Annotated in this window: 10 protein-coding genes and 1 pseudogene; 9 read left to right on the forward strand and 2 right to left on the reverse strand. The window is 42.4% G+C overall.

Features of this window, described 5'->3' with window-relative positions; genetic code table 11:
- Nucleotides 1-20 precede the first annotated feature (20 nt).
- Nucleotides 21-3,881 (reverse strand): LPXTG-anchored pullulanase SpuA, encoded by a 3,861-nt coding sequence (gene spuA / locus HT687_RS03355; protein WP_138700952.1) that lies wholly within the window; start codon nucleotides 3,879-3,881, stop codon nucleotides 21-23.
- Between the two features lie 579 nt (nucleotides 3,882-4,460).
- Here spuA and HT687_RS03360 point away from each other — a divergent pair.
- On the forward strand, nucleotides 4,461-6,458 hold the full coding sequence (locus tag HT687_RS03360; RefSeq protein WP_023935607.1) for a thiol-activated cytolysin family protein: 1,998 nt from the start codon (nucleotides 4,461-4,463) through the stop codon (nucleotides 6,456-6,458).
- Nucleotides 6,459-6,715: 257 nt separating this feature from the next.
- Here the strand turns inward: HT687_RS03360 and HT687_RS03365 are convergent.
- Nucleotides 6,716-6,876 (reverse strand): annotated as a pseudogene (locus HT687_RS03365) (helix-turn-helix domain-containing protein); the annotation flags it as partial.
- Nucleotides 6,877-7,150: 274 nt separating this feature from the next.
- Here HT687_RS03365 and rpsL point away from each other — a divergent pair.
- The 8 genes from rpsL (at nucleotide 7,151) to HT687_RS03405 (ending at nucleotide 17,262) form a co-directional block, all read left to right on the forward strand.
- The gene (rpsL, locus tag HT687_RS03370) at nucleotides 7,151-7,564 is read left to right on the forward strand and encodes a 30S ribosomal protein S12 (RefSeq protein ID WP_001142332.1); all 414 of its coding nucleotides are present in this window, start codon (nucleotides 7,151-7,153) and stop codon (nucleotides 7,562-7,564) included.
- Between the two features lie 19 nt (nucleotides 7,565-7,583).
- Nucleotides 7,584-8,054 (forward strand): 30S ribosomal protein S7, encoded by a 471-nt coding sequence (gene rpsG, locus HT687_RS03375; protein ID WP_023935608.1) that lies wholly within the window; start codon nucleotides 7,584-7,586, stop codon nucleotides 8,052-8,054.
- A 248-nt stretch (nucleotides 8,055-8,302) separates the two neighbouring features.
- Nucleotides 8,303-10,384, forward strand: coding sequence for an elongation factor G (gene fusA / locus HT687_RS03380; RefSeq protein WP_000090345.1), 2,082 nt, complete (start codon nucleotides 8,303-8,305; stop codon nucleotides 10,382-10,384).
- A 103-nt stretch (nucleotides 10,385-10,487) separates the two neighbouring features.
- Nucleotides 10,488-14,879 (forward strand): PolC-type DNA polymerase III, encoded by a 4,392-nt coding sequence (locus HT687_RS03385; protein ID WP_138700951.1) that lies wholly within the window; start codon nucleotides 10,488-10,490, stop codon nucleotides 14,877-14,879.
- A gap of 9 nt (nucleotides 14,880-14,888) precedes the next feature.
- Nucleotides 14,889-15,593 carry a hypothetical protein gene (locus tag HT687_RS03390; protein ID WP_023935610.1) on the forward strand — a complete coding sequence of 235 codons (705 nt, stop codon included), beginning with the start codon at nucleotides 14,889-14,891 and terminating at the stop codon, nucleotides 15,591-15,593.
- Nucleotides 15,583-15,759 carry a hypothetical protein gene (locus HT687_RS03395; protein ID WP_162199230.1) on the forward strand — a complete coding sequence of 59 codons (177 nt, stop codon included), beginning with the start codon at nucleotides 15,583-15,585 and terminating at the stop codon, nucleotides 15,757-15,759. Before HT687_RS03390 ends, HT687_RS03395 begins: the two co-directional genes overlap by 11 nt.
- A 21-nt stretch (nucleotides 15,760-15,780) precedes the next feature.
- Nucleotides 15,781-17,022 carry an aminopeptidase gene (locus tag HT687_RS03400; RefSeq protein ID WP_023935611.1) on the forward strand — a complete coding sequence of 414 codons (1,242 nt, stop codon included), beginning with the start codon at nucleotides 15,781-15,783 and terminating at the stop codon, nucleotides 17,020-17,022.
- A gap of 9 nt (nucleotides 17,023-17,031) precedes the next feature.
- Entirely contained in the window at nucleotides 17,032-17,262 is a 231-nt protein-coding gene (locus HT687_RS03405; protein ID WP_023932538.1) for a GlsB/YeaQ/YmgE family stress response membrane protein, read from the forward strand.
- Nucleotides 17,263-17,360: the final 98 nt, after the last annotated feature.

The raw sequence follows: 17,360 nt of genomic DNA on the forward strand, positions 1-17,360 counted from the left end.
AGTTCTATAGGAGGGCTAGTTTAGTTCTCTTTTTTATTTTTTAGTAAGAAACCGAGACCAAGGAGCGTAAGGAGGCTGATTCCTGCAAATAGGAGTTTGTTTTCGTTTTTGATTCCTGTATTTGGAAGTTCAGCTTGTTTATCTGGGGTTGCAGGTATATTTTCCTTGCTAGAGCTTTCTACCGATTCGTTTCGAACCGCTTCTTTTACAGATGATGCTTGTGCTTCTTGTGCTGGTTGTTCAGCTTGTGAATCAGTTGTAGCTTGGCTAGGTTTATTTTCCGCATCAGCTACTTTGGCATCTGGTTTAGTAGAATCAGGTCTAGCTTCTGGAGCTGGATCTTGATGTGCAGGGTGAGAAGCTTCATTTTGATGTTCAGGCTTGGAAGGGGTTGAGTCTGGTTTCTCTTCTGCAGTTGACTCATGGCTAGTTCCATTTTGAGAGACTCGAAGAACAGTGGCAGTAAGGGCATTTAATTTCAAGCCTTTTTCAGTCCACTCAAGTCCTTTCGGGTTGGCAATTCCGACTGGTCCTGCTTGGTTTTCATCTGCCAAAACTTCCGCATTTCTTAGATGTGCAAAGGCAGTTCCCAAATTAAATTCGCGAGCTTTTTCATCCGCATTGACAAAGACTGCGTAGATATCGCCGTTTGGAGCAGTGATTTGGTAGCCAATCACTACATCCTCTTTTTCCACACCATTTTGGCCTGGGACAGTGATGAGGTGGACACGGTCTTTGATATCTTGAAGACTCTTAAGTCGGAAGGCATCTGTAGATTGACGAAGGGCAATCAAACCTTTCATATAGTCACGGCTCTTGACATTTTCAGGATAAGCTTTACCATCTGTAGCCTTAGTCCAGTCAAACTTGTTGACTGCATCGCTAGAATCGTAAGAGTCATGGATGAAGTAAGGATAGTCAAATGGGTTGCCGTCCTTATCACGCAACAAGTGAGATTTGTTTGGAACCTTATCCTCTGCTACTGGAGTCTTGTAGGCTGGGTCACGGAATTGTTTAGTACGTCCATATTCCTGACCGGAGTGGATAAATGGAGTTCCTTGAGCTGTCAAGACCATGAGATTTCCAAGTCGTAAACGACGGTGGACTTCAGCATAGTTCTCAGCCTTGCTTGGGTCTTTTTTGATAGACTGGGCAATGATGTCAAAGAGGGTCAAGTTATCATGGGCTGCGATGTATTGGATGACATCTCCAGGGCTGTCAGCTTCAAAGTTAGTTGGTTGAGCAATGAGATTTTTAAAGATGGTGTTGACATCACGCTTGCCACCTGTGATAAAGGCAGGTTGACCTTCGTTTGGATAACCAGATTTGAGGTTGTTACGGATGTCATCTGAAAAGACAGCGACAGTATCGGTATGTTTCATCCAATCTTGGTCAGCAGCTTTAGTAGGCATATTTTCATCACCGGCATAGGTTCTCCAACCTTCACCAAGCATGATGAGGTTTGGATTGAGGGCGCGTGCAGCCTTGTAAGCTTCTTCGATAGAAGTGGCGTCATGGTCTCCCATCATATCGAAGCGGAAGCCATCCACTTTGTAGGTATCAACTAGGTATTTGATAGAGTCAACTAGGAGCCGTTTGGTCATATGGTGGGTTGTCCCCAAGCGTCCACCACCAAAGCTAGTTCGAGGTGTGCCATCGGCATCCATAAAGTGGTAGTAGTTTGGCTCTAGGTCTTCAAAGATATCGACTTTGGCTGTGTGGTTATAAACGACATCTAGGATAGCTCCCATACCACGTTTGTGGATTTCGTTGATGAGGTTTTTAAATTCTGCGATTCGTTTTTCTGGATTCTTAGGATCGCTTGAGTACATACCAGTCAATGAGAAGTAGTTTTGAGGGTCATATCCCCAGTTGTAGTTGCTGTTGCTTGAAGCATAGTCAGACAAGCGTTCATGGTTTTTCAATTCATTGACAAAGTAGTAAGACAAGACTGGAAGGAGCTGGATGTGGGTTACACCCAAGTCTTTGAGGTAGTCTAGTTTTTCGATAAAGGCTTCAAAAGTCCCAAATGGTTTGGTCAAGTCTTTTGCAATGGCAGGATCTGAAGTGAAATCACGCACATGAGCTTCGTAGATAACGGCGTCTTCACGAGTCTTGAAATTGTGAATCTTACCATAAGTTAAGTCTTGAGGTCCGAGTTTAGCTGGATCTACAAAGGCGGCTTTAGCCACTTTATGGGCATCGTCAATCTTGGAATCGTCGCTATTCCAAGCAGCAAGAGATTTAGCGTAAGGATCGAGTGCAAGAACAGTTTTACCTTGACGCTCGATTTGGTATTGATAATAGTATCCAGTGAAATCTGTGATTCCGAGTTTGTTTGTGCTGTCTAGAGTTTGTTTCCAAGTTCCTCTTTCCCCTTTTTCAAGAGCGACAGTTCCAACTACTTTGTCAGGGTCATTCTTGTCGTAGACAACAACAGAAACCTTATCAGCACTTGGTGACCAAAGGGTTAAATCAACTTGTTTTCCTTCTTCTTTGAGATCAGCTCCAAGTTTACCATCATAGCTGTAAGCCTCATCTTTCAGGCGCCAGCTTGTTTTGGTAGTGAATTGGCCGGAATTGTAGCTAACAGTATATGGGTGTTTTGTGTCAGAGAAATCTCCGCTGTAGGTCACTTTTTTACCAGCTTCATCTATTGCAACATCGGTGATAGCTACTTTATTTCCTAGGTGATTAGTGATGTTGGAGTGTTTGAGGATATCCTCTTTTTTAGCACCGGCAAGTGTTGAAAAACTACTTTCAATGCTAGAAGTTCCTACGTGTTGGGCACCTGTCATACGGATATCATGGACATAGTATGGATTTGTGTAAATTGATTCGTCATCGTCTTTTAGGAAAATTTGGCTATGATTTTTCAAATCTGTGAATTTATAATCTTCTTTACGGATTTTCACGTCGTCTCCTTCTTTGCTCTCATCTAGTAATAAAAATCCAAATTCTCTTGCGGCTTCATTAAGAGGAATGTCGATATAGCGGCCATATTTGCCTGTAGCCGTAAAGTCTGTTCCGTCAGGCCATTGAGCGCTACTTGGATTTTTCACATCTCCCCAGTACCAGAGAGATTTCTTGTCATAGTTGCCATCTGTGCGGTAGTAGTTGACGCGAACAGTTCCTGCAGGCTGTGGCTCGTAAGAGAAAACCTTGTAATCTTGGTCTAACCAAGCCTCGTTCATTTTTGGAACTAGTTTTTCTATAGATTTATCGCCGGTTAGATTTTTTCCAGCTGTATTGTTGATGAGGAAGCTAATTTTCTTGGCTTCTTCTCCCTTTAATTTGACATCTAGGTAATAGCCGTAGTCATCTTTTTTGGCATCCTTGAAGGACAAGGCTCCGTTTGGCCAATTTTCAGATGGTTTTTCAACATCGTCCCAAGTCCATAGTCCTTGAGCATCCTTGTTTTTTTCAGGAAGTTTTTTGACATGGATACGGAAGTAGTTATCTTCGATGGGCTCTTCTGCCTTAGTTTCAGTCGTTACTGGACTAGTGGAAGTAGTTGTCTCACTTGAACGATCTTGTCCAGTTTGTGGTGCTGGATCGGCTGGGCTTGCAACAGGAGTGGTCGCCTCTGTTGCAGGTTTTTCTTCTTTCTCTAGGGAAGCGCTTGCATTATTAGGTGAAGAAATATCACTTTCGTTCTTGCCAGCGATGTTTGTTTCATCGGTAAGAGGTTGAGTAAGGGCAGTAGTAGTTTCACTATTACTTGCATTAGTGGTTGGTGTACTTTCGTCGGCTGAGATAGTTGGTGTAGCCATGGCAAGCAAGACAAGGCTTGCTCCGATAAGGACAGAACCAGTTCCATTTTTGAGGGAACGGATGCTGTAGACCATTTTTTTCTCAGTTTGAGCTGGTGTTTTTCTCATGATGATTCTCCAATCAATAAATTTCTATACCAGTATAGCATGTAGTAAAATAATATGCAAGCGTTTTCTTTGGTTTGTCAAAGAAATTCTTACTTTTGAGAAGTTTTCCGTACTATTTTATATATCAGTATAAATAATGGAAATAATACTCAATGAAAATCAAAGAGCAAACTAGGAAACTAGTCGCAGGCTGTACTTGAGTACGGCAAGGCGACGTTGACGTGGTTTGAAGAGATTTTCGAAGAGTATAAAAATGTCACATAAGACAAGACGTATTATTAGGAAGATGATGTGTTTCTAGCTATTTTTATTCAGAAATTGCTCTCTAATATTTCTTTAAAAAGTTCATCTAGCGAAACTATAAATAGGAAGAGAAAAAGCTAGCGTTTCTCAAGTTTTATCTAGTTTACAAACTATAGTATTTACTGGAAATCGAAAGAAAATATCAGAAAAATTCAGCAAACGTTTTCTTCTTATTTTCTTGACTTTTTTGCTGATTTGTGCTTGACTTTTACTTGAAATTTGATAAACTATAGACAAATAGGAAAACGTATTCATTTAAAAACGGAGGAATAAGGAATGAATCAAGAAAAACGTTTGCATCGCTTTGTCAAAAAGTGTGGACTCGGTGTGTGTAGTGCTGTTGTTGCGGCCTTTTTATTGAGCACTCAGGGAGTAGCTTTGGCTACAGAGCAAGGGAATCGTCCAGTTGAGACAGAAAACATCGCTCGTGGAAAACAAGCTAGTCAAAGTTCTACTGCTTATGGAGGAGCTGCTACACGAGCAGTGGATGGTAATGTTGACAGTGACTATGGGCACCATTCTGTAACGCATACAAACTTTGAAGACAATGCTTGGTGGCAAGTTGATCTCGGAAAAACAGAGAATGTTGGAAAAGTTAAACTTTACAATCGTGGAGATGGGAATGTAGCTAATCGTCTTTCCAATTTTGATGTTGTTTTGTTAAATGAAGCAAAACAAGAAGTTGCTCGTCAACACTTTGATAGTTTGAATGGGAAGGCAGAACTTGAAGTTTTCTTCACCGCCAAAGACGCTCGTTATGTAAAAGTGGAGTTGAAAACTAAAAATACTCCATTGAGCTTGGCAGAAGTGGAAGTATTCCGTTCAGCAACAACTCAAGTTGGACAGGACAGAACCGCACCAGTAGTAAATCAAACATCAGCATTGAAAGACTACCTTTTTGGTTTAACTTATAATCCTTTGGATATTTTAACTCGCAAGGGAGAAACCTTAGAAAATCGCTACAACACAAGTGCTAAGGAACAAAATGGAGAGTTTGTCGTTGTAGAAAAAATCAAGAAAACCCTCTCTACAGGCACAGCAGATGTTTCCATCAATGGAAATCAAAATGTCTTCCTAGGTGGCTTGTATAAAGCCAACCAAAATCTGCTAGAAAATCAGCCAGAATTGATTAGTCTTGCCCGTGCAAAGGGGACAGTCAGCGTCGATTTACCTGGTATGATTCAGTCTGACAGCCGAATTGAAGCAGATCCTACAACTAGTGGTATGCAGTCTGCGATGAATACCTTGGTTGAAAGATGGACAAAGAATTACTCATCTAGCCATTCCGTTCCTGCCCGTGTTCAGTATGAATCAACTACAGCCTATAGCATGAACCAATTGAAAGCAAAATTTGGTGCAGACTTTGAAAAAGCAGGTGCACCGCTCAAGATTGACTTTGAGGCTGTGCAAAAGGGTGAAAAGCAAATTGAAGTTGTAAACTTTAAACAAATCTACTATACAGCGACATTTGATGCACCGACCAATCCAGCGGCTGTATTTGACAAGAGTGTGACACCTGAAGATTTAAAACAAAGAGGTGTTGATTCACAAACTCCACCTGTATATGTATCAAATGTTTCTTACGGACGTCAAATCTATGTTAAGTTTGAGTCAACAAGTAAGTCTACTGAATTAAAAGCAGCTATCAATGCGGTTATCAAAGGCGCAACAATTGCTCCAAATTCTGAATGGAGCCGTCTATTGAAGAATACTTCTGTAACAGCGGTAATTGTAGGAGGTAATGCTAGCGGTGCCGCCAAAGTTGTCACAGGAACAGTCGAAAACTTGAAGGAACTCATCAGAGAAGGAGCTAACTTTAGCGCTCAAAGTCCAGCTGTGCCAATCGCATATAAGACTGCCTTCCTAAAAGATAATGCCCAAGCAACTTTACAAAATAGTACAGACTATATCGAAACGAAGGTTACTTCTTACAAAAATGGCTTCTTGAAACTTCATCATAAGGGTGCTTATGTTGCGCGTTACTACATCTATTGGGATGAAATTACATATGATGAACAAGGAAATCCAGAAATCCGTTCACGTCAATGGGAAGATAACGGAAAAAACAGAACTTCAGGCTTCCAAACAGAGATTCAATTTAAAGGAAATGTCCGTAATCTTCGTATCAAGGTTCAAGAAAAGACGGGTCTTGTATGGGAACCATGGCGTACAGTTTACAACCGCACAGACTTACCACTAGTACAACAGCGTACAATTACACATTGGGGAACAACTCTAAACCCTAAAGTTGATGAAAAAATTGTGAATGAGTAACGATTTGATTTACTTGATTCGATAGTAAACAGTGAAGAGGAGGAACTTCGATTTCTCCTCTTTTATGATTGACTTTTGAGAGAATGAAAAGGGTAACTTCTATAGCAGATTGAAACTAGAATAGTACGTTGTTGCTATTAAAACATTTCTAGAAATTAAGTTGACTTTCCCAATAGATTTGTTCATGTCCTATTTCAATTCAATATAAAACTAACTTCCAGTTTTCCACAACCTAGCCTTTAGTATGAGAAAAACGCGTTGTTACAAACATAAGGAGCTTTTTGAGAAGTGGGCAATCCGTGCAATCAGATTTGACGGATGTTGGATGCATGATACGATTGCGCTTGATTTCTTTTGAAATCGTTGACGGGTCTTTTCCCATCTTCTCAATGATGGAACGGAAAGTCTCACACTTAATTCCACCATAAAAATCCGTTTTAGACTAATTTCCACTTCGGTCAGGTAAGTGGAAGTTACTTTGAGAAGTTAGCGTAGGAAAAGATTAACAATAAAAAAGAAAAATATCTTGACAAGCAAGGGAAAATTTTGTTACAATAATAGACGGTACTTTTTACTTTTGGTCTCTCAAGAGTGTACAGGGACGTGCTGACAAATGTTGCAAAAGTACACACAGATGATAGCTGTCACCAAGTGTATCATCACCAAAAATAAAAAAACACAGGAGAATGTAGATGCCTACAATTAACCAATTGGTTCGCAAACCGCGTAAATCAAAAGTAGAAAAATCTAAATCACCAGCTTTGAACGTTGGTTACAACAGTCATAAAAAAGTTCAAACAAACGTTTCTTCACCACAAAAACGTGGTGTTGCAACTCGTGTTGGAACAATGACACCTAAAAAACCTAACTCAGCCCTTCGTAAATTCGCTCGTGTACGTTTGAGCAACCTTATCGAAGTTACTGCCTACATCCCAGGTATCGGACACAACTTGCAAGAGCACAGCGTGGTGCTTCTTCGTGGTGGACGTGTAAAAGACCTTCCAGGGGTACGTTACCATATCGTCCGTGGTGCACTTGATACTGCAGGTGTTAACGATCGTAAACAAGGCCGTTCTAAATACGGTACTAAACGTCCAAAAGCATAAGGAAAGGGGATAAAGAGAAATGAGTCGTAAAAATAGAGCTCCAAAACGTGACGTATTGCCAGATCCGCTTTACAATTCACAACTAGTTACTCGTCTTATCAACCGCGTTATGCTTGACGGTAAACGTGGTACAGCTGCTTCAATCGTTTACGGTGCTTTTGAGCAAATCAAAGAAACTACTGGCAACGATGCACTTGAAGTATTTGAAACAGCTATGGAAAACATCATGCCTGTACTTGAAGTACGTGCACGTCGTGTTGGTGGTTCTAACTACCAAGTCCCAGTTGAAGTTCGTCCAGAACGTCGTACAACACTTGGACTTCGTTGGTTGGTAACAATCGCTCGTCTTCGTGGTGAACACACAATGCAAGACCGTCTCGCAAAAGAAATCTTGGATGCTGCTAACAACACTGGTGCAGCTGTTAAGAAACGTGAAGACACTCACCGTATGGCTGAAGCTAACCGTGCATTCGCACACTTCCGTTGGTAAGATTAAGATACTAAGGGCGTTAAAAAAGCGACTGAAAATTAGGAAGCTTGACGAAGAATCGAAGATTCTAGGAGAGCTTATCTATTTTCCAAGCTTTTAGCCCGAGTTCAATTCAACTTGTAAATCTACAAGTTGAAACCAACAATAGCATGAAAACATTGAGAACGGGTAGGTCCTGCCTATCCGTTTTTATTAAAATCGTGTTATAATAGAATAGAAATCAAAAATAAATAGGAGAAACAAACCTCATGGCACGCGAATTTTCACTTGAAAAAACTCGTAATATCGGTATCATGGCTCACGTCGATGCCGGTAAAACAACAACTACTGAGCGTATTCTTTACTACACTGGTAAAATCCACAAAATCGGTGAAACTCACGAAGGTGCGTCACAAATGGACTGGATGGAGCAAGAGCAAGAGCGTGGTATCACTATCACATCTGCTGCGACAACAGCTCAATGGAACAACCACCGCGTAAACATCATCGACACACCAGGACACGTGGACTTCACAATCGAAGTACAACGTTCTCTTCGTGTATTGGATGGTGCGGTTACCGTTCTTGACTCACAATCAGGTGTTGAGCCTCAAACTGAAACAGTTTGGCGTCAAGCAACTGAGTATGGAGTTCCACGTATCGTATTTGCCAACAAAATGGACAAAATCGGTGCTGACTTCCTTTACTCTGTAAGCACACTTCACGATCGTCTTCAAGCAAATGCCCACCCAATCCAATTGCCAATCGGTTCTGAAGATGACTTCCGTGGTATCATCGACTTAATCAAGATGAAAGCTGAAATCTATACTAACGACCTTGGTACAGATATCCTTGAAGAAGACATCCCAGCTGAATACCTTGACCAAGCTCAAGAATACCGTGAAAAATTGATTGAAGCAGTTGCTGAAACTGACGAAGAATTGATGATGAAATACCTCGAAGGTGAAGAAATCACTAACGAAGAATTGAAAGCTGGTATCCGTAAAGCGACTATCAACGTTGAATTCTTCCCAGTATTGTGTGGTTCAGCCTTCAAGAATAAAGGTGTTCAATTGATGCTTGATGCGGTTATTGACTACCTTCCAAGCCCACTTGACATCCCAGCGATCAAAGGTATTAACCCAGATACAGATGCTGAAGAAACTCGTCCAGCATCTGATGAAGAGCCATTTGCAGCTCTTGCCTTCAAGATCATGACTGACCCATTCGTAGGTCGTTTGACATTCTTCCGTGTTTACTCAGGTGTTCTTCAATCAGGTTCATACGTATTGAACACTTCCAAAGGTAAACGTGAACGTATCGGACGTATCCTTCAAATGCACGCCAACAGCCGTCAAGAAATCGACACTGTTTACTCAGGTGATATCGCTGCTGCCGTTGGTTTGAAAGATACTACAACTGGTGACTCATTGACAGATGAAAAAGCTAAAATCATCCTTGAGTCAATCAACGTTCCAGAACCAGTTATCCAATTGATGGTTGAGCCAAAATCTAAAGCTGACCAAGACAAGATGGGTATCGCCCTTCAAAAATTGGCTGAAGAAGATCCAACATTCCGCGTTGAAACAAACGTTGAAACTGGTGAAACAGTTATCTCAGGTATGGGTGAACTTCACCTTGACGTCCTTGTTGATCGTATGCGTCGTGAGTTCAAAGTTGAAGCGAACGTAGGTGCTCCTCAAGTATCTTACCGTGAAACATTCCGCGCTTCTACTCAAGCTCGTGGATTCTTCAAACGTCAGTCTGGTGGTAAAGGTCAATTTGGTGATGTATGGATTGAATTTACTCCAAACGAAGAAGGTAAAGGATTCGAATTCGAAAACGCAATCGTCGGTGGTGTGGTTCCTCGTGAATTTATCCCAGCGGTTGAAAAAGGTTTGGTAGAATCTATGGCTAACGGTGTTCTTGCAGGTTACCCAATGGTTGACGTTAAAGCTAAACTTTACGATGGTTCATACCACGATGTCGACTCATCTGAAACTGCCTTCAAGATCGCGGCTTCACTTGCTCTGAAAGAAGCTGCTAAATCAGCACAACCAGCTATCCTTGAACCAATGATGCTTGTAACAATCACTGTTCCAGAAGAAAACCTTGGTGATGTTATGGGTCACGTAACTGCTCGTCGTGGACGTGTAGATGGTATGGAAGCACACGGTAACAGCCAAATCGTTCGTGCTTACGTTCCACTTGCTGAAATGTTCGGTTACGCAACAGTTCTTCGTTCTGCATCTCAAGGACGTGGTACATTCATGATGGTATTTGACCACTACGAAGATGTACCTAAGTCAGTACAAGAAGAAATCATTAAGAAAAACAAAGGTGAAGACTAATCAGTCCTCGCTCTAGAAGGAAGTCACTTAGTGGCTTCCTTTTGTCTTTAGAAAATACCTCTAAATATGGTAAAATAGTAGGAGAATAATGTGAGGAAAATGAATGTCAAACAATTTTGAAATTTTGATGAATCAATTGGGGATGCCTGCTGAAATGAGACAGGATCCTGCTTTATCACAGGCTGATATTGAGCGAGTTGTGGTTCATAAAATTAGTAAGGTATGGGAGTTTCATTTCGTATTTTCTAATATTTTACCGATTGAAATCTTTTTAGAATTAAAGAAAGGTTTGAGCGAAGAATTTTCTAAGACAGGCAATAAAGCTGTTTTCGAAATCAAGGTTCGGTCTCAAGAATTTTCAAATCAACTCTTGCAGGCCTATTATAGAGAGGCTTTTTCTGAGGGGCCATGTGCTAGTCAAGGTTTTAAATCTCTTTATCAAAATTTGCAAGTTCGTGCGGAGGGCAATCAGCTCTTTATTGAAGGCTCTGAGGCGATTGATAAGGAACACTTTAAGAAAAATCATCTTCCTAATTTAGCCAACCAACTTGAAAAGTTTGGCTTTCCAACTTTCAACTGTCAAGTCGAGAAGAATGATGTCCTGACCCAGGAGCAGGAAGAGGCCTTTCATGCTGAAAATGAGCAGATTGTTCAAGCGGCCAATGAGGAAGCGCTCCGTGCTATGGAACAACTGGAACAGATGGTACCTCCTCCAGCGGAAGAGAAACCAGCCTTTGATTTTCAAGCCAAAAAAGCTGCAGCTAAACCCAAGCTGGACAAGGCGGAGATTACTCCTATGATCGAAGTGACGACTGAGGAAAATCGTCTGGTCTTTGAAGGGGTTGTTTTTGATGTGGAGCAAAAAGTGACCAGAACGGGTCGTGTTTTAATCAACTTTAAAATGACGGACTACACTTCAAGTTTTTCTATGCAAAAGTGGGTTAAGAACGAGGAAGAGGCTCAGAAATTTGACCTCATCAAGAAGAATTCTTGGCTCCGAGTTCGTGGGAATGTAGAGATGAATAACTTCACACGCGATTTGACTATGAACGTGCAGGATGTGCAGGAAGTTGTTCACTATGAGCGGAAGGATTTGATGCCAGAAGGTGAGCGTCGGGTTGAGTTTCACGCTCATACTAACATGTCGACTATGGATGCTCTACCCGAGGTAGAAGAGATCGTTGCGACAGCTGCTAAGTGGGGACACAAGGCGGTTGCCATCACCGACCATGGAAATGTTCAATCCTTCCCACACGGCTATAAGGCGGCCAAGAAAGCGGGAATCCAGCTAATCTATGGAATGGAAGCCAATATCGTGGAGGACCGTGTCCCTATCGTCTATAACGAAGTAGAGATGGACTTGTCAGAAGCAACTTATGTGGTCTTTGACGTGGAAACGACGGGGCTTTCAGCCATCTATAATGACTTGATTCAGGTTGCGGCCTCTAAGATGTATAAGGGGAATGTCATTGCCGAATTTGATGAATTTATCAATCCTGGGCACCCCTTGTCAGCTTTTACTACTGAGTTGACTGGAATTACAGATGACCATGTCAAAAATGCTAAACCACTGGAACAAGTTTTACAGGAATTCCAAGAATTCTGCAAGGATACTGTCCTAGTCGCTCACAATGCGACCTTTGACGTTGGCTTTATGAATGCCAATTATGAGCGTCATGGTCTTCCTAAAATTAGCCAGCCAGTTATTGATACGCTGGAGTTTGCAAGAAACCTCTATCCTGAGTATAAACGTCATGGTTTGGGACCTTTGACCAAGCGTTTTGGTGTGGCTTTGGAACATCACCATATGGCCAACTACGATGCGGAAGCTACAGGTCGCCTGCTTTTCATCTTTATCAAAGAGGTGGCAGAAAAACATGGTGTGACCGATTTAGCTAGACTCAACATTGATTTGATTAGTCCAGATTCTTATAAAAAAGCTCGGATTAAGCATGCGACAATTTATGTTAAGAATCAAGTAGGGCTAAAAAATATCTTTAAGCTGGTTTCCTTGTCTAATACCAAGTATTTTGAAGGAGTGCCACGGATTCCAAGAACGGTTCTAGATGCCCATCGAGAAGGTCTGATTTTAGGTTCAGCTTGCTCTGAAGGTGAAGTTTTTGATGCGGTCGTTTCCCAAGGTGTGGATGCGGCGGTTGAAGTGGCCAAGTATTATGACTTTATCGAGGTTATGCCACCTGCCATCTATGCTCCCTTGATTGCCAAGGAGCAGGTCAAGGATATGGAGGAACTCCATACCATTATCAAGAGTTTGATAGATGTGGGAGATCGTCTTGGTAAACCTGTTCTGGCTACGGGGAATGTCCACTATATCGAACCAGAAGAAGAGATTTACCGTGAAATTATCGTCCGTAGTTTAGGCCAGGGGGCTATGATTAACCGAACTATCGGTCATGGAGAACATGCCCAACCAGCTCCTTTGCCAAAGGCTCATTTTAGAACGACTAATGAGATGTTAGATGAATTTGCCTTCTTGGGAGAGGAACTGGCTCGTAAACTGGTAATTGAAAATCCCAATGCTTTGGTAGAAATCTTTGAGCCTGTTGAAGTTGTTAAGGGTGATTTGTACACGCCTTTCATCAACAAGGCTGAAGAAACGGTTGCTGAGTTGACATATAAGAAGGCCTTTGAGATTTATGGAAATCCGCTACCGGATATTGTTGATTTGCGGATTGAAAAAGAATTAACTTCCATTCTGGGAAATGGATTTGCCGTGATTTATCTGGCTTCCCAGATGTTGGTGCAACGTTCTAATGAACGGGGCTACTTGGTTGGTTCTCGTGGATCTGTCGGATCTAGCTTTGTTGCGACCATGATTGGGATTACAGAGGTTAATCCTCTATCTCCTCACTATGTCTGTGGTCAGTGTCAGTACAGTGAATTTATCACCGATGGCTCTTACGGTTCAGGTTTTGATATGCCTAATAAGGACTGTCCAAACTGCGGTCACAAACTCAGCAAAAACGGACAGGATATTCCGTTCGAGACCTTCCTTGGTTTTGATGGAGACAAGGTTCCCGATATTGATTTGAACTTCTCGGGAGAAGATCAGCCTAGCGCCCACTTGGATGTGCGTGATATCTTTGGTGAGGAATATGCCTTCCGTGCAGGAACGGTTGGTACGGTGGCTGCTAAGACCGCTTATGGCTTTGTCAAGGGTTATGAGCGAGACTATGGCAAGTTTTATCGTGATGCAGAGGTGGAACGTCTTGCTCAAGGGGCGGCTGGTGTCAAGCGGACGACGGGACAACACCCAGGGGGAATCGTTGTTATTCCTAACTACATGGATGTCTATGACTTTACGCCTGTCCAGTATCCAGCAGATGACGTGACGGCTGAATGGCAGACCACTCACTTTAACTTCCACGATATTGATGAGAACGTCCTCAAACTCGATGTACTGGGACATGATGATCCGACCATGATTAGGAAACTTCAGGATTTGTCTGGTATTGACCCTAATGAAATCCCTATGGATGATGAAGGCGTGATGGCACTCTTTTCTGGGACTGATGTACTTGGGGTAACACCTGAGCAAATTGGAACGCCTACGGGTATGTTGGGGATTCCAGAGTTTGGAACCAACTTTGTCCGAGGCATGGTCGATGAAACCCATCCAACGACTTTTGCGGAGTTGCTACAGTTGTCTGGATTGTCCCACGGTACCGACGTTTGGCTGGGCAATGCCCAAGATTTGATTAAACAAGGAATTGCTGATCTATCGACTGTTATCGGTTGTCGGGACGACATCATGGTTTACCTCATGCATGCTGGTCTGGAACCTAAGATGGCCTTTACCATTATGGAACGGGTACGTAAGGGCTTGTGGCTCAAGATTTCCGAAGAGGAGCGAAATGGCTACATCGAAGCCATGAAGGCCAATAAGGTGCCAGAGTGGTATATCGAATCCTGTGGGAAAATTAAGTACATGTTCCCTAAAGCCCATGCGGCAGCCTACGTTATGATGGCCTTGCGTGTAGCTTACTTCAAGGTTCACCATCCGATTTATTACTACTGTGCTTACTTCTCCATTCGTGCTAAGGCTTTTGATATCAAGACTATGGGTGCGGGCTTGGATGCCATCAAGCGCAGAATGGAAGAAATCGCTGAAAAACGCAAGAATAACGAAGCCTCTAATGTGGAAATTGATCTCTATACAACTCTTGAGATTGTCAATGAGATGTGGGAGCGTGGTTTCAAGTTTGGAAAACTCGATCTCTACCGTAGTCAGGCGACAGAGTTCCTCATCGATGGGGATACCCTCATTCCGCCATTTGTTGCTATGGATGGTCTGGGCGAGAACGTTGCCAAGCAGTTGGTACGAGCGCGTGAAGAGGGAGAATTTCTCTCTAAAACAGAATTGCGTAAGCGTGGCGGACTTTCATCAACCCTAGTTGAGAAGATGGATGAAATGGGCATTCTCGGCAATATGCCAGAGGATAACCAGTTGAGTTTATTTGATGAGTTGTTTTAATAGTTTGAAATGTCTTGTGTAGGTTTGAGGTTGTATCATGATGGAAAAGAAAAAAGAGCAACACCCTGGAAACCAGGGAAAGTTATTTCCATAAGTTTGCGAAATGGCGTTTACGTATTAGCACAAATGGTGCGTGATCCCTATCTGGTATTTTTCAACCATTTTAACGAGGAAAATAATTGGAAGGGAGTGACCTTGAAAGAGGAGGATATCCTCTTTTGTAAGGCTGTTACTCGCCAGTTTCTACGCTATAGTCCTGTAGCGATTGTCAAAGAAGTTACCCCCCTGTTAAATTATGAACTGCCTAAAGAATGGATTTATAGCCATATTGGAGGGCATCCTATTACTGTTTCGGTAAAGGGAAGGGAGCGCCAACTTGTTGGTTTTGGTAGACGTTGTTCTTTGGTCCTGGCGGATAAAGACAGTGGACTACCAGAAGATAATCCACTTATGGGACTCTTCCAAACCTATATCATATCAGATATCAAAGAACAGGATTGGGATCGGGTAGGTCAGGCTGAACTTATGTCTATTGAAGTATTTCCAACACTCAACGAACGTCTCTATCTTTGCTTTCTTTATGGGAAAAATATAAATCCAGAACAAGATATCTCTTTAGGAAAGCCTCTGCCTGATGACTATGAAACCTATATAGATATCCTCACAAATAGTCCAGAGGCACGACGCCTCTACCTAGGAGAGCATGAAGAATAAGAAAGGACATTTCATAAAACTAAGAATTTTTGCGGAAGATAAGCCGGCTGAGAAGGTCTTTGAATATCAATTAGAACTTGCTGATCAGACAATTCTTCTATCAACAGCACTCTTGTCAGGTGCTATTGCTTTAGCAGGAATCTTTTCTGCTTTGAAAGAAAAATAAAAATAGAAAAGAGAAAATTACATGGTTTTACCAAATTTTAAAGAAAATCTAGAAAAATATGCGAAATTGTTGGTTGCGAACGGAATTAACGTGCAACCTGGTCACACTTTGACTCTCTCTATTGATGTGGAGCAACGTGAATTGGCACATCTAATCGTGAAAGAAGCTTATGTCTTGGGTGCGCATGAGGTCATCGTTCAGTGGACAGATGATGTGATTAACCGTGAGAAATTCCTCCATACCCCGATGGAGCGTTTGGACAATGTGCCAGAATACAAGATTGCTGAGATGAACTATCTCTTGGAGAATAAGGCTAGCCGTCTTGGAGTTCGTTCATCTGATCCAGGTGCCTTGAACGGAGTGGATGCTGACAAGCTATCAGCTTCTGCTAAAGCTATGGGACTTGCCATGAAACCAATGCGAATCGCAACTCAATCCAACAAGGTTAGCTGGACGGTAGCAGCCGCTGCTGGGCTTGAGTGGGCTAAGAAGGTATTTCCAAATGCTGCGAGCGATGAAGAAGCAGTCGATCTCCTTTGGGACCAAATCTTCAAAACTTGCCGAGTCTACGAAGCAGATCCTGTTAAGGCCTGGGAAGAGCATGCAGCTATCCTCAAGAGCAAGGCAGATATGCTTAATAAAGAACAATTTTCAGCCCTTCACTACACAGCGCCAGGAACAGATTTAACACTTGGTTTGCCAAAGAACCACGTTTGGGAATCAGCTGGTGCTGTTAATGCACAGGGCGAAGAATTCTTGCCAAATATGCCGACAGAAGAGGTCTTCACAGCGCCTGACTTCCGTCGTGCAGATGGTTATGTCACTTCTACAAAACCGCTTAGCTACAACGGAAATATCATTGAAGGCATTAAGGTGACCTTTAAGGATGGACAAATCGTAGATATCACTGCTGAGAAGGGTGATCAGGTTATGAAAGACCTTGTCTTTGAAAATGCGGGTGCGCGTGCCTTGGGTGAATGTGCCTTGGTACCAGATCCAAGTCCAATTTCTCAGTCAGGCATTACCTTCTTTAACACCCTTTTCGATGAAAATGCGTCAAACCACTTGGCTATCGGTGCAGCCTATGCAACTAGCGTTGTTGGTGGAGCGGAGATGAGCGAAGAGGAGCTTGAAGCTGCAGGGCTTAACCGTTCAGATGTTCACGTAGACTTTATGATTGGTTCTAACCAAATGGATATCGATGGTATTCGTGAGGATGGAACGCGAGTACCTCTTTTCCGTAATGGGAATTGGGCAAATTAAGGAGATAATATGTTAGGAAGTATGTTCGTTGGTCTCCTAGTGGGATTTTTAGCAGGTACTCTGACCAATCGTGGAGAGCGAATGGGATGTTTTGGAAAAATGTTTCTCGGTTGGATCGGAGCCTTTCTAGGTCACTTGCTCTTTGGAACTTGGGGGCCAGTTTTATCAGGAACAGCTATTATCCCAGCTGTTTTAGGTTCCATGATTGTCTTAGCAATTTTCTGGAGACGAGGAAGTTAATTTCTTAAATCTGATACTCAATGAAAATCAAAGAGCAAACTAGGAAACTAGCCGCAGGTTGCTCAAAGCACTGCTTTGCGGTTGTAGATAGAACTGAC

Source organism: Streptococcus sp. 1449, from assembly GCF_013276805.1.
GTDB classification, from domain to species: Bacteria; Bacillota; Bacilli; order Lactobacillales; family Streptococcaceae; genus Streptococcus; species Streptococcus pseudopneumoniae.